Origin of the sequence: Mesorhizobium sp. M1399 (assembly GCF_040317735.1) — a bacterium.
GTDB lineage: Bacteria > Pseudomonadota > Alphaproteobacteria > Rhizobiales > Rhizobiaceae > Mesorhizobium.
Genome location: NZ_JAMYKZ010000003.1, coordinates 253332 through 278108 on the forward strand (window position 1 = coordinate 253332; position 24777 = coordinate 278108).

At 61.4% G+C, this 24777-nt stretch carries 25 protein-coding genes; 19 read left to right on the forward strand and 6 right to left on the reverse strand.

The window, feature by feature from the left end; genetic code table 11:
- Positions 1–16: 16 nt before the first annotated feature.
- Positions 17–748: a vWA domain-containing protein gene (locus NKH05_RS06090; protein WP_352482282.1), complete on the forward strand. Its 732-nt coding sequence runs from the start codon at positions 17–19 to the stop codon at positions 746–748.
- Positions 748–1446 (forward strand): DnaJ domain-containing protein, encoded by a 699-nt coding sequence (locus tag NKH05_RS06095; protein ID WP_023717747.1) that lies wholly within the window; start codon positions 748–750, stop codon positions 1444–1446. The genes NKH05_RS06090 and NKH05_RS06095 overlap by 1 nt, the downstream gene beginning before the upstream one ends.
- Positions 1447–1491: 45 nt before the next feature.
- On the opposite strand, the gene NKH05_RS06100 is transcribed toward NKH05_RS06095, so the two are convergent.
- Complete coding sequence (locus NKH05_RS06100; protein WP_023717746.1) at positions 1492–2880, reverse strand: D-alanyl-D-alanine carboxypeptidase; 1389 nt, start codon at positions 2878–2880, stop codon at positions 1492–1494.
- 300 nt (positions 2881–3180) lie between these two features.
- Here NKH05_RS06100 and NKH05_RS06105 point away from each other — a divergent pair, with 300 nt between their 5' ends.
- The 3 genes from NKH05_RS06105 (at position 3181) to clpA (ending at position 6587) form a co-directional block, all read left to right on the forward strand.
- A complete protein-coding gene (locus NKH05_RS06105) occupies positions 3181–3510 on the forward strand; it encodes a phasin family protein (protein ID WP_023717745.1) in 330 nt (109 codons plus the stop codon).
- A gap of 275 nt (positions 3511–3785) precedes the next feature.
- Positions 3786–4112, forward strand: a complete 327-nt coding sequence (gene clpS, locus NKH05_RS06110; RefSeq protein WP_023717744.1) for an ATP-dependent Clp protease adapter ClpS — start codon at positions 3786–3788, stop codon at positions 4110–4112.
- A 6-nt stretch (positions 4113–4118) separates the two neighbouring features.
- Positions 4119–6587, forward strand: coding sequence for an ATP-dependent Clp protease ATP-binding subunit ClpA (gene clpA / locus NKH05_RS06115; RefSeq protein ID WP_352482285.1), 2469 nt, complete (start codon positions 4119–4121; stop codon positions 6585–6587).
- Positions 6588–6673: 86 nt separating this feature from the next.
- On the opposite strand, the gene NKH05_RS06120 is transcribed toward clpA, so the two are convergent.
- From NKH05_RS06120 to NKH05_RS06135, 4 genes are all read right to left on the reverse strand, one after another.
- The gene (locus NKH05_RS06120) at positions 6674–7105 is read right to left on the reverse strand and encodes an HIT family protein (protein ID WP_352482287.1); all 432 of its coding nucleotides are present in this window, start codon (positions 7103–7105) and stop codon (positions 6674–6676) included.
- Positions 7106–7226: 121 nt separating this feature from the next.
- Entirely contained in the window at positions 7227–8441 is a 1215-nt protein-coding gene (locus NKH05_RS06125; RefSeq protein ID WP_352482289.1) for a GNAT family N-acetyltransferase, read from the reverse strand.
- Between the two features lie 40 nt (positions 8442–8481).
- Positions 8482–9210, reverse strand: a complete 729-nt coding sequence (locus NKH05_RS06130) for a glycerophosphodiester phosphodiesterase (RefSeq protein WP_023717740.1) — start codon at positions 9208–9210, stop codon at positions 8482–8484.
- Between the two features lie 14 nt (positions 9211–9224).
- Positions 9225–9689, reverse strand: a complete 465-nt coding sequence (locus NKH05_RS06135) for a RidA family protein (protein ID WP_023717739.1) — start codon at positions 9687–9689, stop codon at positions 9225–9227.
- Between the two features lie 138 nt (positions 9690–9827).
- Between NKH05_RS06135 and NKH05_RS06140 the strand changes: the two genes are divergently transcribed.
- The 6 genes from NKH05_RS06140 (at position 9828) to tsf (ending at position 15040) form a co-directional block, all read left to right on the forward strand.
- Complete coding sequence (locus tag NKH05_RS06140; RefSeq protein ID WP_023717738.1) at positions 9828–10655, forward strand: cell envelope integrity EipB family protein; 828 nt, start codon at positions 9828–9830, stop codon at positions 10653–10655.
- A 138-nt stretch (positions 10656–10793) separates the two neighbouring features.
- On the forward strand, positions 10794–12092 hold the full coding sequence (locus NKH05_RS06145; protein ID WP_352855342.1) for a lysophospholipid acyltransferase family protein: 1299 nt from the start codon (positions 10794–10796) through the stop codon (positions 12090–12092).
- 43 nt (positions 12093–12135) lie between these two features.
- On the forward strand, positions 12136–12414 hold the full coding sequence (locus NKH05_RS06150) for a DUF4031 domain-containing protein (protein WP_023717736.1): 279 nt from the start codon (positions 12136–12138) through the stop codon (positions 12412–12414).
- Positions 12411–13022 (forward strand): LysE family translocator, encoded by a 612-nt coding sequence (locus NKH05_RS06155; RefSeq protein ID WP_352855340.1) that lies wholly within the window; start codon positions 12411–12413, stop codon positions 13020–13022. Before NKH05_RS06150 ends, NKH05_RS06155 begins: the two co-directional genes overlap by 4 nt.
- A gap of 177 nt (positions 13023–13199) precedes the next feature.
- A complete protein-coding gene (gene rpsB, locus NKH05_RS06160) occupies positions 13200–13997 on the forward strand; it encodes a 30S ribosomal protein S2 (protein ID WP_023717734.1) in 798 nt (265 codons plus the stop codon).
- Positions 13998–14116: 119 nt separating this feature from the next.
- Entirely contained in the window at positions 14117–15040 is a 924-nt protein-coding gene (gene tsf / locus NKH05_RS06165; RefSeq protein WP_023717733.1) for a translation elongation factor Ts, read from the forward strand.
- A 1-nt stretch (position 15041) separates the two neighbouring features.
- On the opposite strand, the gene NKH05_RS06170 is transcribed toward tsf, so the two are convergent.
- A complete protein-coding gene (locus NKH05_RS06170; RefSeq protein ID WP_023717732.1) occupies positions 15042–15980 on the reverse strand; it encodes a LysR family transcriptional regulator in 939 nt (312 codons plus the stop codon).
- Between the two features lie 178 nt (positions 15981–16158).
- On the opposite strand from NKH05_RS06170, the gene NKH05_RS06175 reads away from it, so the two are divergent.
- The 8 genes from NKH05_RS06175 (at position 16159) to bamA (ending at position 24612) form a co-directional block, all read left to right on the forward strand.
- The gene (locus tag NKH05_RS06175; RefSeq protein WP_352855423.1) at positions 16159–16524 is read left to right on the forward strand and encodes a nuclear transport factor 2 family protein; all 366 of its coding nucleotides are present in this window, start codon (positions 16159–16161) and stop codon (positions 16522–16524) included.
- Positions 16525–16579: 55 nt separating this feature from the next.
- Positions 16580–17686, forward strand: a complete 1107-nt coding sequence (locus tag NKH05_RS06180; RefSeq protein WP_352844083.1) for an aldo/keto reductase — start codon at positions 16580–16582, stop codon at positions 17684–17686.
- Positions 17687–17819: 133 nt separating this feature from the next.
- Positions 17820–18542, forward strand: coding sequence for a UMP kinase (gene pyrH, locus NKH05_RS06185; RefSeq protein ID WP_023717729.1), 723 nt, complete (start codon positions 17820–17822; stop codon positions 18540–18542).
- Positions 18543–18646: 104 nt separating this feature from the next.
- Positions 18647–19201, forward strand: a complete 555-nt coding sequence (gene frr, locus NKH05_RS06190) for a ribosome recycling factor (RefSeq protein WP_084642476.1) — start codon at positions 18647–18649, stop codon at positions 19199–19201.
- A 32-nt stretch (positions 19202–19233) separates the two neighbouring features.
- A complete protein-coding gene (locus tag NKH05_RS06195) occupies positions 19234–19956 on the forward strand; it encodes an isoprenyl transferase (RefSeq protein ID WP_023717727.1) in 723 nt (240 codons plus the stop codon).
- Positions 19957–19959: 3 nt separating this feature from the next.
- Positions 19960–20793, forward strand: coding sequence for a phosphatidate cytidylyltransferase (locus NKH05_RS06200; RefSeq protein ID WP_352858263.1), 834 nt, complete (start codon positions 19960–19962; stop codon positions 20791–20793).
- 104 nt (positions 20794–20897) lie between these two features.
- Positions 20898–22040, forward strand: coding sequence for an RIP metalloprotease RseP (gene rseP / locus NKH05_RS06205; RefSeq protein ID WP_352482672.1), 1143 nt, complete (start codon positions 20898–20900; stop codon positions 22038–22040).
- A 217-nt stretch (positions 22041–22257) separates the two neighbouring features.
- Positions 22258–24612 (forward strand): outer membrane protein assembly factor BamA, encoded by a 2355-nt coding sequence (gene bamA / locus NKH05_RS06210; protein WP_352482671.1) that lies wholly within the window; start codon positions 22258–22260, stop codon positions 24610–24612.
- The last annotated feature ends 165 nt before the right edge of the window (positions 24613–24777 follow it).

The window sequence follows — 24777 nt, forward strand, 5'->3', positions numbered from 1 at the left end:
CCACATCTTGAATGTCATGAGCGACAAGAAGCAGCCCGTGCCTGCAAAGGCCAATCCTGCGCCGGTCGAGTCCCAATCGAGCACCGGCGAGATCGACGCCTTTCTCCGTCAGGCAAGGACGCTCGCTGCATCCGCCACCGGTTCAGGCAGGCTGATCCTGTCCCTCGACGCTACGATGAGCCGCCAGCCGACCTGGGATCTCGCCTGTGCGCTGCAGGCCGAGATGTTCGACGCCGTCGGCAAGGCTGGGGTGCTCAAGGTTCAACTGGTCTATTTCCGCGGGCTTGGCGAGTGCCGTTCCTCCGCATTCGTCACCGATACCGAAGCTCTGAAGCAGCTGATGACGCGCATCGACTGCCGTAGCGGCCACACCCAGATCGGCAAGGTGCTCGCCCATGCGCTGAAACAGACGGCGGCGGCCAAGGTCAACGCGCTGGTCTATATCGGCGATGCGATGGAAGAAAACATAGATGATCTGGCCGAAAAGGCCGGTAGCCTAGGTCTGCACGGCGTTCCTGTCTTCGTTTTTCAGGAAGGCCATGATGCCGGTGCAGAAAAGGCGTTCAAGGAAATTGCACGGCTGTCCAAAGGGGCCTGGTTCCGGTTTGATCGGCGGGCTGCCGCGACCTTGGCCGGCCTGCTTTCGTCCGTCGCCGTGTTTGCGACCGGCGGTCTGAAAGCACTGGAGGACCGGGGCAGGCCGGAGGACCGGCTGATGATCGAGCATCTGCGGGGCGGCGGAAACTGATGGGCGCGATTATCGCTTTTGTAGCATTGCTTCTGGTGCTTCTCGGCATGCTCACCATCTTCCTGCGCGCCGATCCGGGGAAGCTTGCAGGCGGCATGAGGACCCTTGGACCCGTGCTGCTCGGGCTGGTCGGCGTTGCCGTGCTGCTGGTCGGGCGCGAGGGCCTCGGCGGCTTGATCCTGTCGGCCGCGCTCGCCTGGTATGGCTCCATGCGCATGAATCAGCCGGCCGCAAAACTGGCACCGGGCAAGCGTTCGACGGTGCGTACCGCGGCGCTTGAGATGGAACTCGATCACGACACCGGCGGCCTCGAAGGCCTCGTGCTGGCTGGGCGCCATGAAGGCAAGATGCTTGGCTCGATGGGGCTTGCCGAATTGCAGCAACTTTATCGCGAGCTCTCCGGCGATCCGGAGAGCCGCCAGCTGCTAGAGACGTATCTTGACGGCAGATTTCCCATCTGGCGCAAAGACGCTGATGCGAATGGTGGCGAAGGGCTGGGTGTTGCGCCAGGTTCGGGCGCCATGACTAAGGAGGAGGCCTACAAGATCCTTGGTCTTGAAGCGGGGGCTGCCGCGGCGGATGTCCGCAAGGCGCACCGCCGCCTGATGCAGCGCCTGCACCCCGATATCGGTGGCACGTCTTTCCTGGCGGCGCGGATCAACGAAGCCAAGGACGTCTTGCTCTCCAATCACAACTAGTCTCCTTCGACGCAGAACTTTCGGGAAAGATATCGTTTCGCGCCCTTACTGCTGGACGGCGTAGCACTCGATCTTCTTCTTTTTCAAAGCGTTACAAGCCCTCCAGGCGGCGGTCTTCGAACCAAAACCACCGAACCGGGCGCGGTAATAGGTGACGCCGTCTTTGTCGAAGGCGACGGTGAAACCGGAGGCATCGGCCAGAACGGAGGGCACCTGCTTCGTCGCCTTGTCGAGGAAAGCCTTTGCTTCGGATTGCTTTGGCGAAGAGGCGACCTGTATTGCCCAGCCGGATGGCACCGACGCCGTGCTGACCGGATCGACCTCTGCAGCCGGTTCGGCATAGGCTGCGGCGACCCGGGCCGTCGCCACATCGTCCGCTGTCGCCACGGCCGCCGTCTTGACCTTTCTGGTCTGAACGACCGGAGTGGTTTCTTCAACGACGGGAGCATTTTCCTCGACGAGGGAGGCAACGGCATCGTCGTCCGGCTTACTATCCGGCGTCGGCGCGTCATGCTTCGGCAGAAGCACCTTGGCCAGGGCTGAAATCGGATTGCCGCCACCGGCTTTGGCAATCAGCATGCCGCCGCCGCGCGACGACGCCTTCGGCATGTAGGCATTGATCAACCCGGCCATCTGGCTGTCGCGGCTGCCGCCGGACCTGCCGCCCATGACCACCGCTACGATGCGCCGGTCGCCATCCGATACCGAGGAGACCAGGTTATAGCCGGAGGCGCGGGTATAACCGGTCTTGATGCCGTCGACGCCCTTGATGCGTCCGAGCAGACGGTTATGGCCGTTGATGCGCTGTCGCCCGTAAAGAAAGGAGCGCTGCGAGAAATAGCCGTAATATTGTGGAAAATGCTCTCTCAGGGCGATACCGAGCAGCGCCATGTCGCGCGCCGTCGTGAACTGCCCGGGATCAGGCAAGCCGTTGGCGTTGCGGAAAACGGTTCCCCGCATGCCCAGCGCCCGCGCCTTGGCGGTCATCATGCGGGCGAAATTGGCCTCATTGCCGCCGAGCATCTCGCCAAGCGCAGTTGCGGAATCGTTTGCCGATTTGGTCACCATCGACAGGATGGCGGTCTCGACCGTGACCGAGCCGCCCCGCTTGACGCCGAGCTTTGTTGGCGGTTCGGCAGCGGCATTGGCCGAGAACACGACCGGAGAATTCCTGCTGATCCTGCCCTTCGCCAATGCCTCGAACGTCAGATAGAGCGTCATCATCTTGGTAAGCGAGGCCGGATAGCGCCGGCCATCGGCATCCGATGAATAAAGCACCTTGCCGGACTTGGCATCGATGACGATGGCCGCCGACTTGGCCGCCATGGATGAAGCCGCGTCCGCGACGACGAAGCTCATCGCCATAGCGAGAATCATGATCGTTTTGAGGGGGGACGCGGATTTGGAAACGAAGCCCGACAACGCCTTACGCACTGATAGTTCCTTTGAATTTCCGTTGCCTTGGAGGCGGCAAAGGGTCCTGCCTCACCTCGGGCCACGCTAACGCGGGCAGCGTTACCAATCCGTTTATGGTAACCGCCGCGTTCACCATTTTCTGCGGGATTGAGCCTCTCTTTATTCGAATCTTAGCGATTGCCGGCGGCTCACGATGCGCATTGCCGCGGAAATCTTGACTTTTTGTGCACTGCACAATATATTTACACGCATTGCACAACGCGGCCCGGACAAGGCGCGTCCATCGTCCAAAGGCAACCGTTCAAGGGAATGCGTGAAATGACCCAGACCTATGAAGATTTCAGCAAATACGGCAAGGAATTTGCCGACACCGGATTGAAGAGCTTTGCATCGCTGTCCAAGGGTGCGCAGGCCATCGCCACCGAGGCGGGCGAGTACACCAAGAAAAGTTTTGAGGCCGGCAGCGCCGTTGTCGAGAAGCTCTTCTCCGCCAAGTCGCTGGATAAGGCGATCGAAATCCAGTCCGACTACGCCAAGCAGTCCTATGAGAGCTTCGTCACCGAGGCCACCAAGCTTGGCGATCTCTATGCCGAACTCGCCAAGGAAGCCTACAAGCCGTTCGAATCGATTGTCGCCAAGGCGAAGTAAATTCGACGAACGTTCCAAGCCGGCCCCTGGGCCTCAAAAGACAGACCCGGTCGCGAACGCGCGGCCGGGTTTTTTCATGCCAGTTCGAAATCGGGGTCCTTGCGGTCTTCACGATTTGAAAAATCGGTCAAGTTTGGCCACCTAGCCATATTGTCAGCTAAACAGAAGGGCTTAAAATCGTCCATCGAGCACCTACATGTCGAGCATGCATGAGGATTCGAAAGAGGCAGGACTACGTGACTACAGGTTTGACTGCCACGAGCTACGTGGTGCGAATGCAGAACGGCAGCAACGGCAATGAGGCCGGTCGCGGCACGGCCGTCATCACGCGCACAAAAACCAAGACCAAGAAGCCCAGTCTGTATCGGGTCCTCATCCTTAACGACGACTACACACCCATGGAGTTCGTGGTTCACGTGCTGGAGCGTTTTTTCCAGAAGGATCGCGAAGCCGCCACACGCATAATGCTTCATGTTCACAATCATGGGGTGGGCGAGTGCGGGGTCTATACATTCGAGGTGGCCGAGACCAAAGTGTCTCAGGTCATGGATTTCGCCCGACAGAATCAGCATCCGCTGCAATGCGTGATGGAGAAGAAGTGAGGTAACATGCCGGCTTTCTCCCAAGGCCTGGAAAAGGCGCTTCACCAAGCGCTGACGCTCGCCAATGAGCGGCACCATGAATATGCAACCCTTGAACATTTGCTGCTCGCCCTGATCGACGACACCGAGGCGGCCGCAGTCATGCGTGCCTGCAACGTCGATCTCGACGAGTTGAAGCATACGGTTCTCACCTATATCGACACCGAGCTCGACAATCTCGTCACCGGCTACGATGAAGATTCCAAGCCGACGGCCGGTTTTCAGCGCGTCATCCAGCGCGCGGTGATCCATGTGCAGTCGTCAGGCCGCGAGGAGGTGTCCGGCGCCAACGTGCTCGTCGCCATCTTCGCCGAGCGCGAGAGCCACGCCGCTTATTTCCTGCAGGAACAGCAGATGACCCGCTACGACGCGGTCAACTACATCTCGCATGGCATTGCCAAGCGCCCAGGCGCTTCAGAGACGCGGACGCCGCGCGGCGCCGACGACGAGCAAGGCAGCCAGGGCGGAGCTGAGCCGCAAGAAGAAGGCGGCAAGAAGAAGCAGCAGCAGGACGCGCTGACTGCCTATTGCGTCAACCTGAACAACAAGGCCAAGGCTGGCAAGATCGATCCGCTGATCGGTCGCGAGAGCGAGATCAACCGGACTATCCAGGTGCTGTGCCGCCGGTCCAAGAACAACCCGCTCTATGTCGGCGATCCCGGCGTCGGCAAGACGGCGATCGCCGAAGGCCTCGCCAAGCGCATCGTCGAGGGCGACGTTCCCGAAGTGCTGCACAATGCCACCATCTTCGCGCTCGACATGGGCACGCTGCTGGCCGGCACCCGTTATCGCGGCGATTTCGAGGAGCGGCTGAAGCAGGTCGTCAAGGAGCTCGAGGACTATCCCGGAGCCGTGCTGTTCATCGATGAGATCCACACCGTGATCGGGGCAGGAGCCACCTCTGGCGGCGCCATGGATGCGTCGAACCTGTTGAAGCCGGCGCTGTCGTCCGGCGCGATCCGCTGCATCGGCTCGACCACCTACAAGGAGTTCCGGCAGTTCTTCGAGAAGGACCGCGCGCTGGTGCGGCGATTCCAGAAGATCGACGTCAACGAGCCGACCGTCGAGGACGCCATCGAGATCATGAAGGGACTGAAGCCCTATTTCGAGGAGTTCCACAAGGTTCGCTACACGAGTGAAGCGATCAAGGCTTCGGTCGAGCTCTCGGCCCGTTACATCAACGACCGCAAGCTGCCGGACAAGGCGATCGACGTGATCGACGAGACCGGCGCCTCGCAGATGCTGGTGCCCGAAGCCAAGCGCAAGAAGACCATCGGCATCAAGGAGATCGAAGCGACGATCGCCACGATGGCGCGCATCCCGCCGAAGACGGTTTCCGCCGACGACGAGAAGGTGCTGCAAGGTCTCGACATCGAGTTGAAGCGCGTCGTCTATGGCCAGGACACCGCGATCACCGCGCTGACTTCGGCCATCAAGCTGGCGCGGGCCGGCCTGCGGGAACCGGAAAAGCCGATCGGCTCGTACCTGTTCTCCGGTCCGACCGGTGTCGGCAAGACGGAAGTGGCCAAGCAGCTCGCCGCCTCGCTCGGCGTGGAGCTGATCCGCTTCGACATGTCGGAATATATGGAACGCCACACCGTTTCGCGGCTGATCGGCGCGCCTCCCGGCTATGTCGGCTTCGACCAGGGCGGCCTTCTGACCGACGGCGTCGACCAGCATCCGCATTGCGTGCTGTTGCTGGACGAAGTCGAGAAGGCTCATCCGGACCTGTTCAACATCCTGTTGCAGGTCATGGATCACGGCAAGCTGACCGACCATAACGGCAAGCAGATCGACTTCCGCAACGTCATCCTGATCATGACCACCAATGCGGGCGCATCCGACGCGCAGCGCGCGGCGATCGGTTTCGGTTCGACCAAACGCGAAGGCGACGATGTCGAAGCGATCAACCGGCTGTTCACGCCGGAGTTCCGCAACCGTCTCGATGCGATCATTCCGTTCGGCTCGCTGCCGGTGCCGGTCATCCATCAGGTGGTGCAGAAGTTCGTCATGCAGCTGGAAGCGCAGCTTTCCGAACGCGGCGTGACCTTCGACCTGTCGCAGGATGCAATCGCCTGGCTGGCCGACAAGGGCTATGACGAGCGCATGGGTGCGCGGCCGCTTGGCCGTGTCATTCAGGAGCACATCAAGAAGCCGCTGGCCGACGAGGTGCTGTTCGGCAAGCTCAAGAAGGGCGGCACGGTGCGTGTCACCGTCGAGAAGAAGGAAACCGGCGAGACCGGCCTGAAGCTCGAATCGCTCGCCGACGAGGCGCCGGTGAAACCGAAGAAGGAAGAGCCGGACGACGTGCCGAAAACCAAGAAGGCGGGGGCGAAAAAGCCCGCCGCGAAAAAGGCAGTGGCGCAGAAGTCGGAGCCGAAGGGCAAGGATGGCGGCAAGCGCAGCCTGGTGCCGCAACTGCCGCGTAAGAACTGACAATCCTGCAAGTAAAAAAGCCCCGGCAACGGGGCTTTTTTCATGAAGCTTGTGGTCGAGTGTCGGCCGAGCGGCTTCGCCCCGATTCAGTTTGCCAGCGCCGTCCGTATCTTGCCGGCGTTCTCAGCCAGGACTTCAGGCTGTTCCATCTGTCCGCTGTGCGGCTTCAAGGGGATGCCTTCGAAGCGCGGAATGACATGGACATGGAGGTGGTAGACGGTCTGGCCCGAAGCTGGTTCGTTGAACTGCATGACCGTGACGCCATCGGCATCGAAGGCCTTCTTTACTGCCCGCGCAACTTTCTGCACGTGAGCGAAGAGGGGGCCAAGCACCGCCGGATCCGCGTCGAGCAGGTTGCGCGACGGCGCTTTCGGCACGACCAGCGTGTGACCCGGTCCTTGCGGCATCACATCCATGAAGACGATGACCGCATCATCCTCGTAGACGCGGTGCGAAGGGATTTCTCCGCGCAGGATTTTTGCGAAAATGTTGCTGCTGTCGTAGGTTGCTTCGGCCATGGCGCACGCTCCGGTTCTTGGCTCGCGGTCTCGTGTAGCGAAGCTGTTGCGGGCGGGCAAGACGATCGGTCGACATCGGCCATGCAGGCTCGAACGTGGTTGAGCGATCGGGCGGGTTTTGCTACTCCGCCATGTCCTTGCGGAACGGGGTGTGCTCTTCCAGATATTCGCTCATCCGCTCGACTTCGCGCCGCTCGCGCTGGAGGTAGTCGGCCACTGCATTGCGCAGACCTGGATGGGCGATGTAGTGCGCCGAATGCATCGTCACCGGCCGGTAGCCGCGCGCCAGCTTGTGCTCGCCCTGCGCACCGGCTTCAACCACCTTCAGCTTTCGCGAGATGGCGAAATCGATCGCCTGATGGTAGCAGACCTCGAAATGCAGGAACGGGTGGTCCTCGATGCAGCCCCAATTGCGGCCGTAGAGCGCGTCTGAACCGAGGAAGTTGATGGCGCCGGCTATGTAGCGCCCGTTGCGTTTGGCCATCACCAGCAGGATGTCGTCGGCCATGCGCTCGCCGATCAAGGAGAAGAAATCGCGGTTGAGGTAGGGCCGGCCCCATTTCCTGCTGCCGGTATCCATGTAGAACGCGTAAAAGTCGTCCCAGGCTTTTTCGGTCAGATCCTTGCCGGTCAGCCAGTCGATCGAGATGCCGTCGGCGAGCGCCTCACGCCGCTCCTTTTTCATCGCCTTGCGCTTGCGCGAGGCCAACGTCGAGAGAAAATCGTCGTAGCTCGAAAAGCCTTCGTTGAAGAAGTGAAACTGCTGGTCGGTGCGATGCAGGAAGCCGGCTGCCGCCAAGATCTGGACATCATCCTCCGGCGCGAAGGTGACATGCGCGGAAGACACGCCGAGCTTATCCGTCACCGCCTTTAGGCCGGCCGCAAGGCCGGCCTTGACGGTGGGGCTGTCCTCGCGCTTGCCGACCAGCAGGCGAGGGCCGGTGACGGGTGTGAACGGCACCGCGCATTGCAGCTTCGGATAGTAGCGCCCGCCGGCGCGTTCGAATGCGTCCGACCAGCCATGGTCGAAGACATATTCGCCCTGGCTGTGCGACTTCAGATAGCAGGGGACCGCACCGAGCAGCTTGCCTTGCGCGGTTTCCAGCCTGAGATGATGACCCTGCCAGCCGGTGCGTCGAACGGCGCAGCCGGAATCTTCTAGCGCGCTCAAAAAAGCGAATGAAACAAGCGGGTTGTAGGCGTTTTCTGCCTCGCCCCGCGTAGTGCCAGCAAGGCTGTCCCATTCCGCGCTGGTGAAGGCGCCGATGCCCGCGGCGATGCGGATCGACAGCTCCGCATTCGCCGTTTGTCTGTCGCAGTCGTCCCCTTGATCCATGTGGCTTACTTAAGCTCGCTGCGAACCCGTACAAGCCCGTTCAAGCAAGCCGCACAAGATCGGGCTCGAATCCTTCGAACGTCATCTGGTCGGCATATTTGAAGGTCAGGTCGACGGCAGGTTGGTCATGCACTGTCCAGGTGATCACCGGCATGCCGAGCCTTTCACGTACGAACGACACGAACCGGTTCGGCAGGTCGCCGGCGGCGTAGGAGATAAAGGCGATGTCATGCGCCAGCATGGCGAAATGCGCCTCGATCAGATGGTTGTCGTTGCCGTAGGCGGTCAACCCGCCGGGTATGCCGGGTGCATGTTTCGGGAACTCGCGGATCAGCCAATGGTCGAACGACATGATCGCGGTCTTGCCCTTATAGCGCTTGAGCATCTTGCCGACGCCTTCGACCAGGCCTTCGTCGTGTCCGGCAGCGCCTTTCAGTTCGACAACCATCGGCACACGCCCGTCGACCAGATTAAGCGCCTGCTGCAGCGTCGGCAAATGGTCGGCGGTGCCGCCGACCTTCAGCGCCGTGATCTCAGCAGCCGTACGCTGCCAGACGAAGCCGTCCTCGCCGGTCAGCCGCCGCAGATCGCCATCGTGGATGATGACGGGGACGCCGTCGGATGACAGGTGCACGTCGCACTCGATCGCATAGCCGCGCTCGGCTGCCGCGGCGAAGGCGGAAAGAGTGTTCTCCCAGCGCGCCTTGTTCATGTCGTGGAGGCCGCGATGGGCGACGGGCCGGGCAGTCAGCCAGGAAAGGTCGGTCATGGTCGCAGTCCCGGTCATTCGACTTCGAAGATCGCTTCGATTTCCACTGCGGCATTAAGCGGCAGGGAGGGGGTGCCGACGGCGGAGCGGGCGTGCTTGCCGCGGTCGCCGAGCACGGCGACGAGAAAATCCGAGGCGCCGTTGGCGACCAGATGCTGTTCGACAAAATCCGGTGCCGAGGCGACGAAGACGGTGATCTTCACCAGGCGGCGGATCTTGTCGAGATCGCCAAGTGCCGCCTGGGCCTGCGCCAATATGTTGATCGCACAGTATTTTGCGGCTTCCTTTCCGGTCGCGGTGTCGACATCGCGGCCAAGCAGCCCGCTCGCCTGGAGCTTGCCCTCCTTGAGCGGCAACTGCCCGGCGGTGAACAGCAGATTGCCGGTCCTGCAATAGGGAACGTAGTTGGCGGCGGGCGCAGCGGCAGCCGGCAGCGTCACGCCGAGATCGCTTAGCCGCTTTTCGATTGTTTCGCTCATGCTATTTCCCTATTGCTTGAAGGTGCCGCGCAGGCCGGGCCGAAATTGCTATTTTTGCCTCGCTTCCGCCACGACTTTTTTTAAGCTGGACCATCTTTCCATGCGGCCTGCCATTAGCCGCGATGATCGGAGCACCCCATGCGCGCAACGCGCCTCGCATTCAACGCCGTTCTTCTGACAGCGGCTTCCTGGGCGGCTCCCGCTTTTGCGGTGCCGGCGCTGCAGGCGCACCGTGCCGTCTATGATATCACCCTGGACAAGGCGTCGGATCGCTCGGGGATCACCGGCATATCGGGCCGTATGGTCTACGAGTTCAATGGCTCGCCTTGCGAGGGCTACACGGTAAAGTTCCGCCTGGTCACCCAGATCGTCACCAACGACAATACTAGGCTGACCGACCAGCAGATGACCACCTTCGAGGATGCCGAAGGCAAGACCTTCTCCTTCGTCAACAAGTCCTTTGTCGACCAGAACCTCGACAAGGAGGTCAAGGGGACGGCAACGAAGGAGGCCAATGGTCTCAAGGTCGAAATCGACAAGCCCGAGAAGAACAGCCTGGAACTCGCCGCGACCCAGTTCCCGACTCAGCAAATGGTTGAAATGATCGGCAAGGCGGAAAAGGGCGAGCGTTTTTACGAAACCAACCTGTTCGACGGCTCGGAGGATGCCAACAAGGTGATGACCACCACCGTCGTCGTCGGCAAGCAAGCCAATGCCGACAAGACTGATCCGGAAGTGCCGGCGCTGGCCAAGCTCGCCAGCGACAAATACTGGCCGGTTGACATCGCCTATTTCGACGATACCGACAAAGGCGGCGAGGAAGTGCCGGAATACCGGATCAGCTTCAAGCTGCACGAGAACGGCATCACGCGCGGTCTCGTAATGGACTATGGCGAGTTCTCGATGACCGGCAAGCTGGTCAATCTGTCGCTGTTCGATCAGCCAAAGACCTGCCCGTCGAAATAGGCTCGAACCGACGGCAAGCTGCTGCCGGCTGCTCTCCGCGATAGTGGCGCTTGATCTTGCGGGCATGTTGCACCGACTTGAGCATGCCGCAATTGCATATCAACGTCTTACGACGGTAAGCGCCGCGGGGGGAGCAGGTTGAGCAGGATCGACGTTTTTGTGGCGCCGCGGCCCAATGCGACGCTGATCAAGGCCATGACATTCGTCAACCGCATTGTCATGCTGCACGGCATTCCGGGGCTTCGCGACCTGTTGCCGTTCAACCGTCTGGCCGGTCTGCGCGGCGTCGCCAATGTCCGCCACATCGATTTTCCGGAGGACGACCGGCAAAGGTTGAAGGCTTGTTGCGGCGCGGGCAAGGCGACGTTCATCACGCCCAACCATCCGGAGTTCTTTACCGACTGGATGATCGACAAGGAGGTCGTCTCGCGGGTAAGCCCGCTGGCGGCATCCTGGGCCACGCACGGCGTCGTCAACGGGCTTGGCCGGCTGATGCAGAAATTCTGGCTGGCCAACAATCTAATCGCCCAAATCCCGGGCAATAGCGGGGCCGCCAAGGAACATTCGGTGGCCTGGGCGCTGAAAGGGCACGGCGTTCTCCTGCATCCCGAAGGCGGCGTCGGCTGGCATGCCAACATCGTTGCCCCGCTGCTGCCGGGCGCGGTCGAGATGGGGCTCGAAGCGCTGAAGCGCGGCCGCCTGACGGATCCGGATTTCAAAGTTTGGATCGCGCCCGTGATCTGGAAGCTCGCTTTCACGGGGAATGTCGAGGCAGCGCTGGCAAAGGAGTGCGCCTACGTCGAGCGCAGCCTGAAGATCGAACGCCATGCCGCCGATTCGCTGCCGGAGCGCGTCCATCATATCTATGCGACATTGCTGTCGCGCGATGAGGCTGGATATGGCCTGCGGTCCGATGAGCGGGTTTCGTATGACGCACGTCAGAAGGACCTGCTCGTGGAACTCGGCCGTCGCCTTGCTGAACTTGTCTCGGTCGGCGCCGGCACGCTCGACAGTGCCGAGCTTTTGCGCCGGTCGCGCCGCTGGCTGCGAGAAAACACGGATGATACCGGAAGCCGGAAGCAGGTCCGAACGCTGGCGGATACGATCCAGCGCTTGCGGCGTGTCGGGCCCTGGGCTTCAGCCAATCCGCGCATCACGCAGGAGGAGATCGCCGAACACTTGAAGCGGATCCGCAACGATTATTGCAAGGGTACACTGCGCGATACGATCGACCGTTTCGTGCCGCAGCCGGCAGGCCCACGCCGCGCCCATATCCGGGTGCCGGACCCTTTAGGCTTGCACGCCTATAAAGGCTCCGTCGAGGCGGCACTCGTCGAACTGCACGACCGCATGCAGGAGACCATCACCAGCACCATAGCGCAACTCCAGGCCGGCGGCGGCTTCATTTTCTATGCTAATCCCTTCTATCATCGTTAGCGGCGTGTTGGTCGGCGCAAGATGAAGGAGTGCGGCAAGCCCCATGGCGGTCTATGTCGATGCGGCGATCTGGAAATGGGTCGGCCACCGCTGGTGTCATCTGCTGGCAGACGACACCGACGAGCTGCATCGCTTCGCCGCGCAGCTCGGCATCAAGCGCTCGTCCTACCAAGGGCCGCCGAAGACATCGGCGCCGCATTATGACATAACCGGGTTCGAGCGCGACCGCGCGGTGCGGCTCGGCGCCATCGAGTGCAGCCGCGAGGAGATCGTCGCTGTTTTCCGGCGTGTGCGCGTGCCGAGGGGGAAGATGCGACGATGACATTGACGGCATTTTTGGCTTACTGCGCCGCGATCACATTTGCCGCCGCCACGCCTGGTCCGGCGATGTTCACGGTTATCGCCAATGGCGTCTCGCTTGGCTTCGTTCGCGCTTTCCTGGCTGGACTCGGCATCGCCGCAGGCGACGCGGTGCTGGTCACCTTGGCACTGCTCGGTCTCGTGGCGCTGGTACAGGCCTTCGAATGGGTTTTTTTAATCCTGAAGTATGCGGGTGCTGCCTATCTGGTGTTTCTCGGCATCCGGATGTGGCGATCGGCCTCCGCGCGATCGCATGGACAGCACGCAACCCAGGCAAGACTGTCTCGATCGTTTTTCCTCGGTATCTCCATCGCATTGGGCAATCCCAAGGCGATCCTGTTCCACGCCTCTATCATCCCGCTGATTCTTGACCTCAATACGATGACCTTCGCCGATGGGCTGCTCGTGGTTGCGGTCGTGATCTGCGTCAACATCGTCACCATGGGCTTCTACGCAGCGCTCTCCGGGCGGGCTTCGAGCTGGTTCAAGACGCCAAGGCGCATGCGGCTGATGAACAGGTTTGCCGGCGGCGCCATGATAGGCACCGGTGCGCTGATCGCCGCACGCTGAGCCGCAAGACGCCACAGCGCTTGCGTTTGTCGCGCATCCCCTCTATATGCGCGCACATTCCACACACGGACTTTGGTGTCTGCCCGGGAGAAATCCGGCGGAAACCTCCGGTGGCGTTCGAGGACCAAGTCCAAAAAATGCCTGTGTCCGTGGAGGCTAACCGGAAAGGAAATAAGAATGGCTCTGCCTGATTTCAGCATGCGCCAGCTATTGGAAGCTGGCATTCACTTCGGCCACCAGACCCACCGCTGGAATCCGAAAATGGCGCCCTATATCTACGGCGCCCGCAACAACATCCACATCATCGACCTCTCGCAGACGGTGCCTTTGCTGCACCAGGCGCTGAAGCAGGTTTCCGACACTGTTGCCAAGGGCGGCCGCGTGCTGTTCGTCGGCACCAAGCGCCAGGCCTCCGACATCGTCGCCGATGCCGCGCAGCGCTCGGCTCAGTACTATGTTAACTCGCGCTGGCTCGGCGGCATGCTGACCAACTGGAAGACGATCTCGAATTCCATCCAGCGCCTGCGCAAGCTCGACGAGATGCTGGCCGGCGAGGCTCAGGGCCTGACCAAGAAGGAGCGCCTCAACCTCGACCGCGAGCGTGAGAAGCTCGACAAGGCGCTGGGCGGCATCAAGGATATGGGTTCGACGCCCGATTTGATGTTCGTGATCGATACCAACAAGGAAGCGATCGCCATCCTCGAGGCCAAGCGTCTCGGCATCCCGGTCGTTGCCATCATCGATTCCAACTGCGACCCGGACAAGATCGACTTCCCGATCCCCGGCAATGACGATGCGGCCCGCGCCATCCAGCTCTATTGCGATCTGATTGCCAAGGCTGCGATCGACGGCATCGCCCGCCAGCAGGGCGCACTCGGCGTCGACATCGGCGCATCGGTCGAGGCTCCGGTCGAGCCGGCGCTCGAACCGACCCCGGCCGCCGAGAGCCCGGCAACCCAGACCCCGGAAGCATAATAGCGAAGGCCGGCTGCGGCCTTCATCTTTCCAATATGTTGGCGCGGTAAGCGCTACCGGCACCAGGCGCATCATCGAAACTCGATGGTGCGTCGGTGCATTTAGACAAAGAGGCGACAATGAGCATTTCGGCTGCACAGGTCAAAGAACTCCGCGACTTGACCGGCGCGGGCATGATGGACTGCAAGGCGGCGTTGAACGAGACCAACGGCAACATGGAAGAAGCCATCGACTGGCTGCGCAAGAAGGGCATTTCCAAGGCCGACAAGAAGGCTGGCCGTACTGCTGCCGAAGGCCTGATCGGCGTCGATTCCGGCGTCCGCGAGGCAGCGATCGTCGAGGTCAATTCCGAGACGGATTTCGTTGCGCGCAATGCTGCGTTCCAGGAGATCGTCGCCAATGTCGCGAAGGTCGCGCTTGCCTATGGCGGCAAGACCGAGGCCGTTGCCGCTGCTCCCTATCCGGGCTCGGGCAAGTCGGTCACCGAGACCATCAAGGATGCAGTCGGCACCATCGGCGAGAATCTGGGCTTCCGCCGCTCGGCCAAGCTCACCGTCGAGCACGGCGCTGTCGCAACCTACGTCCACAATGCGGTTGCCGACGGCCTTGGCAAGCTCGGCGTGCTGGTCGCCATCGAGACGACAGGCAACGCGCAGGCCGCCAACGCCTTTGCCCGCCAAGTCGCCATGCATGTCGCCGCCACCAACCCGATGGCCTTGACCACCGAAGAGCTCGATCCGGCCGCGGTCGAGCGCGAGAAGGCGATCTTCGCCGACCAGGCGCGCCAGTCCGGCAAGCCGGAAGCGATCATCGAGAAGATGGTCGAGGGCCGTTTGCGCAAGTTCTACGAAGAGGTCGTACTGCTCAAGCAGGCTTTCGTGCTCAATCCCGACATCACCGTCGAGAAGGCGCTGAAGGATGCCGAAAGCGAGATCGGCGCGCCGGCCAAAATCGCCGCCTATCTGCGCTTCGCGCTCGGTGAGGGCATCGAGAAGGAAGAGACCGATTTCGCGGCGGAAGTCGCGGCAGCGGTCAAGAAGTAAACTATTCGTTTGAAAGGCTTTTTCGGCCGGGTGTCCGCGAGGATGCCCGGCCGATTTCTTGCGCGGTGTCGATAAAGGCGCGGAGCTTCGGGGCCATCGCGGCGCGGCGCGGGAAATAGAGGAACAGTCCCGGTTCCTCGATCGATGCCTCGCCAAGGACTTCGACCAGCCGGCCTGCCTCGATGTCGGGCTTGACAAGCGGCTCGAACAGATATGCGAGGCCGATGCCGGCAAGGGCCATGTCTTTTGCCGACAGCGGTTCGCTGACGACGACGCTGCCGCGCGTCTCGACGCCGATATCCTTGCCCTGGTCTGACAGATCCCAACGGTAGAGCGCACGTGATCGCAACAGCCGATAGCCGATGCAGTTGCGGGTGGAGAGATCAGCAATTGTTCGCGGCTTTCCGTGGCGGCCGATATAGGCCGGAGAGGCGACAATGGTCGTCCGGAACGGCTGAGTCAGCCGCACCGTCACCATATCCTCGGCGATCATCTCGCCCAGCCGGATGCCGGCGTCGAAACCCTCGCCGACGATATCGCTCAGACGTTCGTCGGTGACGATCTCCACCGTCACGTCAGGGTAACGTTCCGCCATCGCCGTCAGGATGGGCATCAGCGCCAGAGGCAGCGCCAAACGCGGCGCGTTGATCCTGAGCAGTCCGCTTGCCCGGCCTTTGACAGAGCGGATGCGTTCGATCCGGTCGGCAATGTCTTCCAGCGCCGGCTCCGCCGCAGCGACGAGGGCGGTGCCAGCCTCGGTCAGCGAGACGCTGCGTGTGGTGCGGGCAAACAACGGCTGGCCGATTCGCTCCTCCACCAGCCGCACCGCATGGCTGACCGCTGACGGGCTCATGCCGAGCTCGGCGGCCGCCGAGGCGAAGCCGCCACGCCGCGCGACGGCAACGATTATAGGTAGGTGGCTAAGCAGATCGCGATCCATTCATGCATGGTATCGCATAGTCCATTCGGATAATGCAATCTTATCGGATAGGGAAGAAGAACGCATCTTTGGCTGCATCACACGGCAATCGCCGAGCAGCCAAGGAGACGTCCAATGACCGACCTCAAGTCCGAACGAACCCGTAATCTCGAGACAGTGCGTAAATTCTTTGAACCTGATGCACCGCAAGGACATTGAGGCATGGGGCAACCTTTGGGCTGAAGATGGCCGAATCCTTGTCTTCTACCCGCCGGCAGGATTTGGAAGCAGCATCGATGGTAAGGCCGCGATCCTGGCGGCCTTCCGAGGCCTCTTCGGCAATTTCGAATCCTTCGACTCCCAGCTGACAGCCGTCTATCCGGCAGCGGATTCGGACGCGATCGTCGTTGAGTACAAGAACCGCGCGATGCTGATTGGCGGCTCTGAATACACCAACAGCAATATCGCGATCTTCCGCTTCGAGAGCGGTCTGATCAGCGCCTACCACGACTATTTCGATCCGCGTCGGTTCCAGGTGGTGGTCGATGCGCTGGCCAAGGCCTGACTGCATATCCCAGGCAAGGACCTCAATCCCGTTTTCAAATTTCAGGAGAAAATCCATGACCATGTCCTACTACACGCTCGGCAACAGCGGGCTGCGTGTCACTCGTCTGGCGCTCGGCACCATGACGTTCGGCACGGAATGGGGCTGGGGCGCGGAGAAGGAAACGGCGCGCGCCTTGGTTGATGCCTATGTCGAAGCCGGTGGCAATTTCTTCGATACCGCCGATCTCTATACCGGTGGCACGGCCGAAACCTGGCTCGGCGAATTCATCGCCGAGCGTGGGCTGCGCGACAAGGCGGTGATCAGTACCAAATTCACCTACAACGCCGAACCGGGTAATCCAAATGCCGGCGGCAACGGCCGTAAGAACATCCTGCGGGCGGTAGACGGTTCGCTGAAGCGGCTCGGCACCGATTACATCGACCTCTACATCCTCCATACCTGGGACAGGCTGACGCCACCGGAGGAGGTGATGCGGACGCTGGACGATCTGGTGCGCGCCGGAAAGATCCGGCATGTCGGTCTGTCCGACGTGCCGGCCTGGTACGCAAGCCGGGCGCAGGCGATCGCCGAGCATCGCGGCTATGAACCGGTTTCGGCGCTTCAGCTCGAATATTCGCTGGCCGAGCGCAACATCGAGCACGAGTTCGTGCCGTTCGGCACGCGCTATGGCGCTGGAATCATGGTCTGGAGTCCGTTGGCCAGCGGCCTGCTCAGCGGAAAATACCGTTTCGATACAATCGTCAAGGATGGTGGCCGGCTGGAGACAATGCGTGGTTCGACCAATCCCGGTTTCCAGAAATTCACCGACCGCAACTGGCAAATCGTCGCCGAACTGGAGAGGGTTGCCGGCCAGCTCGGCCGCAGCATGGCCCAGGTCGCCCTGAACTGGGCGGCAAACAGGCCAGGCATTGCGTCCGTCATCGTCGGCTCCACCAGGCTTGACCAGCTCAAGGACAATCTCGGCGCGCTTGATTTCGACATTCCCGAAGACCTTCGGGCACGGCTCGATGCGGTGAGCCGGCCGGTCACGCCCTTTCCGTATTCGTTCTTCGGCCCTGAAATACAAGGCGGCTTGACCGGTGGGCAGGCGGTTGGCGACAAGCCGGCAAGCTATCTGCCGGATCTGCTCATGCAAGGCACTTTTGCCGGCGTGAGCTGACGGCTATCCCAGTCCACGATCTCAACTTTCCGGCTCGGGCGCCGCGGGACAGCGGGGCGCCCTTCGTGTATCGGAACGCCCAGTGTTTCGGGGCGCCACCGAAGCGCGTCACACGCATGATGACGAGGACCAGATGACGGTGAAGCCCCTCTACCGACGTGTCTTGCTGAAAGCGTCGGGCGAAGCGTTGATGGGCGAACAGCATTTCGGCATCGACGTATCGGTGGTCGACCGCATCGCCGCCGACATTGCCGAGGCCCGCGCACTGGGCATCGAGGTCGGTGTCGTCATCGGCGGCGGCAACATCTTTCGCGGCGTCGCGGTTGCATCAAAAGGCGGAGACCGCGTCACCGGCGACCATATGGGCATGCTTGCCACGGTCATCAATTCGCTGGCGCTACGCACCTCGCTCAACAAGATCGGCGTCGACGCCGTGGTGTTGTCGGCGATCGCCATGCCCGAGCTGTGCGAAAGTTTTTCGCAGCGTCAGGCAACCGCCTACATGAACCAGGGCAAGGTCGTCATCTTCGCCGGTGGCACCGGCAACCCGTTTTTCACTACCGATTCGGCTGCAGCCCTTCGCGCCGCCGAGATCGGCGCCGATGCTTTGTTCAAGGGCACTCAGGTCGATGGCGTCTATTCGGCTGATCCCAAGAAGGACCCGAACGCGACACGCTTCGAGCGCATCAGCCATAGCGACGTCATAAAACGCGGGCTTTCGATCATGGATACCGCGGCGATTGCACTTGCGCGCGAAAACAACATTCCGATAATCGTCTATTCGATCCACGAGAAGGGTGGTTTCGGTGATATCCTGCGTGGCGGCGGCCGTTGCACGGTTGTCGCCGACGATTAATCCGGACCGTGAACCCGAAAGAGGGACCAGTTCGCGGATTGAGGCTCGAACAGGGTTTACCCTCAAGGCAGTGAACCCGGGCTAAACGGGTCGAGGAGACGATGATGAGTGGCGAATACGACGATCTCAAACGGCGCATGGACGGGGCGATCGCCGCGTTCAAGCATGATCTGGCTTCGCTGCGCACCGGCCGCGCGTCGAGCAGCCTGCTCGACGCCATCCAGGTGCAGGCCTACGGCACCGCCATGCCGATCAACCAGGTGGCAACCGTGTCGGTGCCGGAGCCGCGCATGATCTCGGTTTCGGTCTGGGACAAGTCGATGGTCAGTGCCGTCGACCGCGCCATCCGTGAATCCAATCTCGGCTTCAATCCTATCGTAGACGGCACCAATCTCAGGATCCCGTTGCCTGAACTCAACGAGCAGCGCCGCAAGGAGCTGGTCAAGATCTCGCACGGCTATGCCGAGAATGCCCGCGTCGCTGTGCGTCACGTTCGCCGGGACGGCATGGACTTTCTGAAAAAGGCGGAAAAGGACGGCGACATCAGCGAGGACGACCACCGCAAACGGGCCGACCAGGTTCAGAAACTAACCGACGAGACAATCAGCACCATCGACCACCTGCTTTCCGACAAGGAAGCGGAAATCATGCAGGTCTAGGGTCTGGCCACGGCTGGCCCGGAAGCGAGAACATGGCAACGCCCGCGCATGTCGCGATCATCATGGACGGAAACGGACGCTGGGCCAAGGCGCGCGGCTTGCCGCGGCTCGCCGGTCACCGCGCCGGCGTCGAAGCGCTGCGCAAGACGGTGCGCGCCGCCCCTAACCTCGGCATCTCCTTCCTGACCGTTTACGCTTTCTCGTCGGAAAACTGGTCACGGCCGAAATCCGAAGTCAGCGACCTCATGGGCCTGCTGAAGCTTTTCATCCGACGCGATCTCGCCGAGTTGCACCAGAGCGGCGTCCGAATCAGGGTCATCGGTGACCGGGCAGGGCTGCAGCCCGACATAAGAGGCCTGCTCGAGGAAGCCGAAACGCTCACTCTCCGCAACGAGGCGCTGACGCTGGTCATCGCCTTCAATTATGGCGGGCGCGACGAGATCGTCCGCACAGCGCGCAAACTCGCCGCGGCGGTGGCGCGTGGCGAGATCGACAGCGAAGCGATCACGGCAGAGTCCTTCGCCAACTCGCTCGACACAGAGGGCATCCCGGATCCGGAACTGGTCATCCGCACCAGCGGCGAGCTTCGGCTGTCGAATTTCCTGTTATGGCAGGCCGCCTACAGCGAACTTGTTTTCCTGCCTTGCTACTGGCCCGACTTCAGTCGCGAGCACCTGTCCGATGCACTGCGCGATTTCGCCGGCCGCGAGCGCCGCTTCGGCGGACTTGCCGCCCAAGACGTCGCCTCGGGCTGAGGGATGAGCAACCTTCAGCTCCGCGTCATTTCGGCCGTCGTGCTTGCCATCGTCACGCTCGGCCTGACCTGGCTTGGCGGACTGCCCTTCCGGTTGCTTTGCGCTGCCATGGCGGCGGTGATCTTCTACGAGTGGACGCGGATGAGCCGTCCAGCTGCCCCGACAGGTGTTAATGCTGCGACAGGTCTTGGCTTTCTGCCCGAAGCGCTGATCGTGGTCTTTATCGGTGCCCTCATCGCCGGCCTGCCTGCGTCTTTGCTGCTGCCGCTCGTCGCGGCTCTGGTTGCTGTCGCTGCCATCGCGGCGTCGATGCGCAAGGCAGGACCGTGGGAAGCATCCGGCCTTGCCTATGCGGCGGTTTCCGGCCTGTCGCTGGCCTTCTTGCGCGACGGCGACCGTTCCGGGCTGCTGGCCATCCTCTTTCTGTTCGCCGTGGTTTGGGCGACCGATATTTTTGCATATTTCGTCGGCCGCTCCGTCGGTGGTCCAAGGCTGGCGCCGTCGATCTCGCCGGGCAAGACGCGGAGCGGGGCGCTCGGCGGGGCGATCGGCGGCGTGGTGGCCGGGCTGCTTCTGGCCGCCATAGCCGGAACGGGCAACGTTGTCGTGCTTGGCGTGATCGCACTGGTGCTTTCGATCGTCGCGCAAGCCGGCGACCTGTTCGAATCATGGGTCAAGCGACGCCACGGCCGTAAGGACTCCGGCGCGCTAATACCCGGCCATGGCGGCATCATGGACCGGGTCGACGGGCTTGTCGCGGCGGCTTTCGCCCTATACGTCATCGGCTGGATTTCCGCGACCGCCGACCATCCCGCACAGGGACTGTTCCCGGTTTGAGCGGCATCCGACGGCGGGCTGGCGCGGGTTGCGCCATGGATTCGCCTGGATTGATGTCACAGTCGCGGCGTGACCTGCGCCGTGGATGAATTTGAGGGCATGAATTGAACGAGATTCTTCACGCGGTTTTCAGCACAGAGGGCTTTGTCCTCGGCACGCTGGTGCCTTTCCTGTTCGTGCTGACCGTGGTCGTTTTCGTCCACGAAATGGGCCACTACCTCGTCGGCCGCTGGTGCGGTATCGGCGCAAAGGCCTTTTCGATCGGTTTTGGTCCTGAAATCATCGGCTTCAACGACAGCCGCGGCACGCGCTGGAAGCTTTGCGCCATACCGCTCGGCGGCTACGTCAAGTTCGTCGGCGACATGAACGCGACGTCGAGCCAGCCCAGCTCGGAGGAGATCGAGGCGCTGAGCGACGAAGAACGCAAGGTCGCCTTCCACACGCAGCCGATCTGGAAGCGCGCGGCGACAGTGGTGGCGGGGCCGCTGTTCAACTTCCTGCTGACGATCGCTGTCTTTTCCGTGCTTTTTTCTGTCCATGGCCGTCCCGTGCTGGAGCCGATGGTGGCTGAGGTTACCGTCGGCAGTCCGGCGGCGGCGGCCGGCATCATGCCCGGCGACCGATTCGTCAGCGTCGACGGCAGCAAGGTCGAGACCTTTGCCGACGTCCAGCGTCTGGTCTCCGGCCGTGCCGGCGACAGCATCACCTTCGTCATGCTACGCGGCGGCAAGGAAATCACCGTCACGGCGACGCCGCGCTTGATGGAACAACAGGACGCACTGGGCAACAAGGTCCAGGTGGCCGTGATCGGCGTCGTCAACAACAAGGAACTCGGCCAGCCACGGCTGATCACCTACAGTCCGGCCGGGGCGGTCGGGGCAGCGGTCCAGGAAACCGGACACGTCATTCAGCGCACCGGCCAGTTCCTGCAACGTTTCGTTGTCGGTCGCGAGGACAAGTGCCAGCTGGGCGGCCCTATCAAGATCGCCAAGATGTCGGGTCAGGCGGCAAAGCTCGGCTTTGAATGGCTCGTACAGCTTGTTGCATTCCTGTCAGTCGGGATCGGGATTCTCAACCTTTTGCCGATTCCCCCCCTCGACGGAGGGCATCTTCTGTTCTACGGCGTGGAGGCTGTCATCCGGCGGCCGGTGTCCGAACGGATGATGGAAATGGCTTACCGAAGCGGCCTCATATTGGTGCTCGGCTTCATGGGCTTTGTTTTCTGGAACGATCTGTTTGGGTGCTGAAATCATGAAGGAATTTGGCTTCGGCACGAGCAATGTTGAGACGCCGTTTACCATGCGTGGGGATATGCGTGACGCGAAAGCCACGCCACAGGGTTAAGTAAATACAAATTAACCAGAAGCCTTGCGTGTAGGGAAAATCCGGTTAATACGGTAGGGGAAATTACCGCACGTCCGGTTTTCTCGCCGTGGGGACTTCGAGAAAAGGTACAAAAGCCCGATGAAGGCAGCATCCAAGTTTCTGAGCGCCGCGTCCGCGGTGGCTATGTCCGCCGCTCTGGTTGTACCAGGCGCGCTCGCAGTGCAGTTCGTTGCCACATCGGCCGCCGAGGCGGCTGTCGTCTCCAGAGTCGAAGTCACCGGCAATCAGCGTGTCGACGCGGACACCATCCGCAATTACGTGACGATCAAGCCGGGCAAGGCGTTTTCCAGCTCCGACATCGACGATGCGGTCAAGGCGCTGTTCGGCACCGGGCTGTTTTCGGACGTGCAGATCAACCAAGTCGGATCGACGCTGGTCATCAAGGTTTCCGAATACCAGGTCGTCAACCAGGTGCTGTTCCAGGGCAACAAGAAGCTCAAGGACAACGCGCTTGAAGCTGCGGTGCAATTGAAGCCGCGCAGCACCTTCTCGCAACAGCAACTCGACACCGACGTTGAGGCGGTCAAGGCCGCTTACAGGCGTATCGGCCGCGACGACGCCGCCGTGACCACCCAGATCATGGATCTCGGCGATAACCGCGTGAACGTGGTCTTCAACATCAACGAAGGCGGCCGCACCCAGATCGCAGCGATCAATTTCGTCGGCAACAGCGCCTATTCGAGCCGCCGTCTGTCGGACATCATCTCCACCAAGCGCTCGTCCTTCCTTTCCTTCGTGCTGCGCGACGACGTCTATGACGAGGACAAGCTGCGGGCCGACCAAGAGCTGTTGCGCCGCTTCTATTACAATCACGGCTATGCCGACTTCCAGGTCGTCTCGGCTGTCGGCGAACTCGACGACACCACCAACAAATACACCGTCACCATCACGGTGCAGGAGGGCGAGCGTTATACGTTCGGCGATGTCAGTGTCGAAAGCACAATCCCCGAGGTCGACAGCAAGTCGCTTGAATCGGTAGTCCAGACCCACAAGGGCGATGTCTATAACGCCAAGGACGTCGAGGACACGATCATCGCGCTGACCGAGAAAGTCGCCGGTTCGGGCTATGCCTTCGCCCAGGTGACGCCGCGCGGCGATCGCAACTTCGAAAACCACACGATCTCGGTTGTGTATACAATCGACCAGGGCACCAAGGCCTATATCGAGCGCATCGAGATCCGCGGAAACGATCGAACGCGCGACTACGTCATTCGCCGCGAATTCGATGTCAGCGAAGGCGATGCGTTCAACCAGGTTCTCATCCAGCGCGCGAAGAGGCGGCTGGAAGCGCTCGATTATTTTGAGAAAGTCGAGATTTCCACCGTTCCGGGCTCTGAGCCGGACCAGGTCGTGTTGGTGGTCGACGTAGTCGAGAAGTCGACCGGTGAATTCTCGATCGGTGCCGGCTATTCGACTGGTGGCGAAACGTCAGGTCCGTCCGTCGAAGGTTCTATCAGTGAGCGCAATTTCCTCGGTCGCGGCCAATTCATCAAGGTGGCGGCGGGCGGCGGCAAGAACTCGCGCGACTACAGCTTCTCTTTCACCGAACCTTATTTCCTTGGGCGGCGCATCGCGGCCGGCTTCGACATCTACAAGCAGAGCCGAAACTACGACCATTACGACAGCGATACGACGGGCGCGACAGTGCGTTTCGGTCTGCCGATCACCGACAACATCACGACGCAGCTCGCGTACAATATCGCGCAAGAGAAGTACGAGTTCGACGAAGACTGCGACCCAATGGCCGGTTGCAACGTCTCCCAGGCGATCCAAAACGGAGTTAACGAGAGCCCATGGCTCAAGTCGTCGGTCAGCCTCGGCCTGATCTACAACACCATCGACGACATGAAGAACCCGCATGACGGGCTTTATGCCAATGTCAACACCGAAGTGGCCGGCGTCGGCGGCGACGCCAAGTTCATCAAGGTCACGGCGCGCGGCAGCATCTATCAGACGTTGTCCGAACAATTGGATCTGGTAGGCCTCATTTCCGGCGGCGCCGGCCATGTCCAGGGATATGGCGGCGGCGATCTACGTGTCTTCGACCATTTCCAGAGCAGCGACCGTATGATCCGCGGCTTCGAATATGGTGGCATCGGTCCGGTTGCCTTGGACAACCGCAACGACCATCTCGGCGGAACCACTTATTTCAACGCCTCGGCCGAAGCCCAGTTCCCGCTGCCGGTTATCCCGGAAAGCTTCGGCCTCCGCGGGGCAGTGTTTGCCGATGCGGCAACGCTCTACGGCAGCAAGATTGCAAGTGGCCTCGTCGATCAGTCGACAACCGGAATGGAATGGCGCGCTTCTGTCGGTGTCGGCCTGATGTGGGCATCGCCCTTCGGTCCGATCCGCATCGACTATGCGATCCCGGTCAAGAAGGAAAAGACCGACGACGTGCAGGAATTCAACTTCGGTATATCGACCCGCTTCTGATGTGCGGGTAACGATGCTTCCGGCTCGTTTGGATCCGGATGGGCGGTGACCCGACACTACAGCGCAGCGCGTCCTATTGGACACGCAAAGGATGTTGTAGCACTTTGTTTTTGCGCATGATCCTTTCCGAGGATCGACTTCCGATTTCCGGGGTCATGCGCTAGC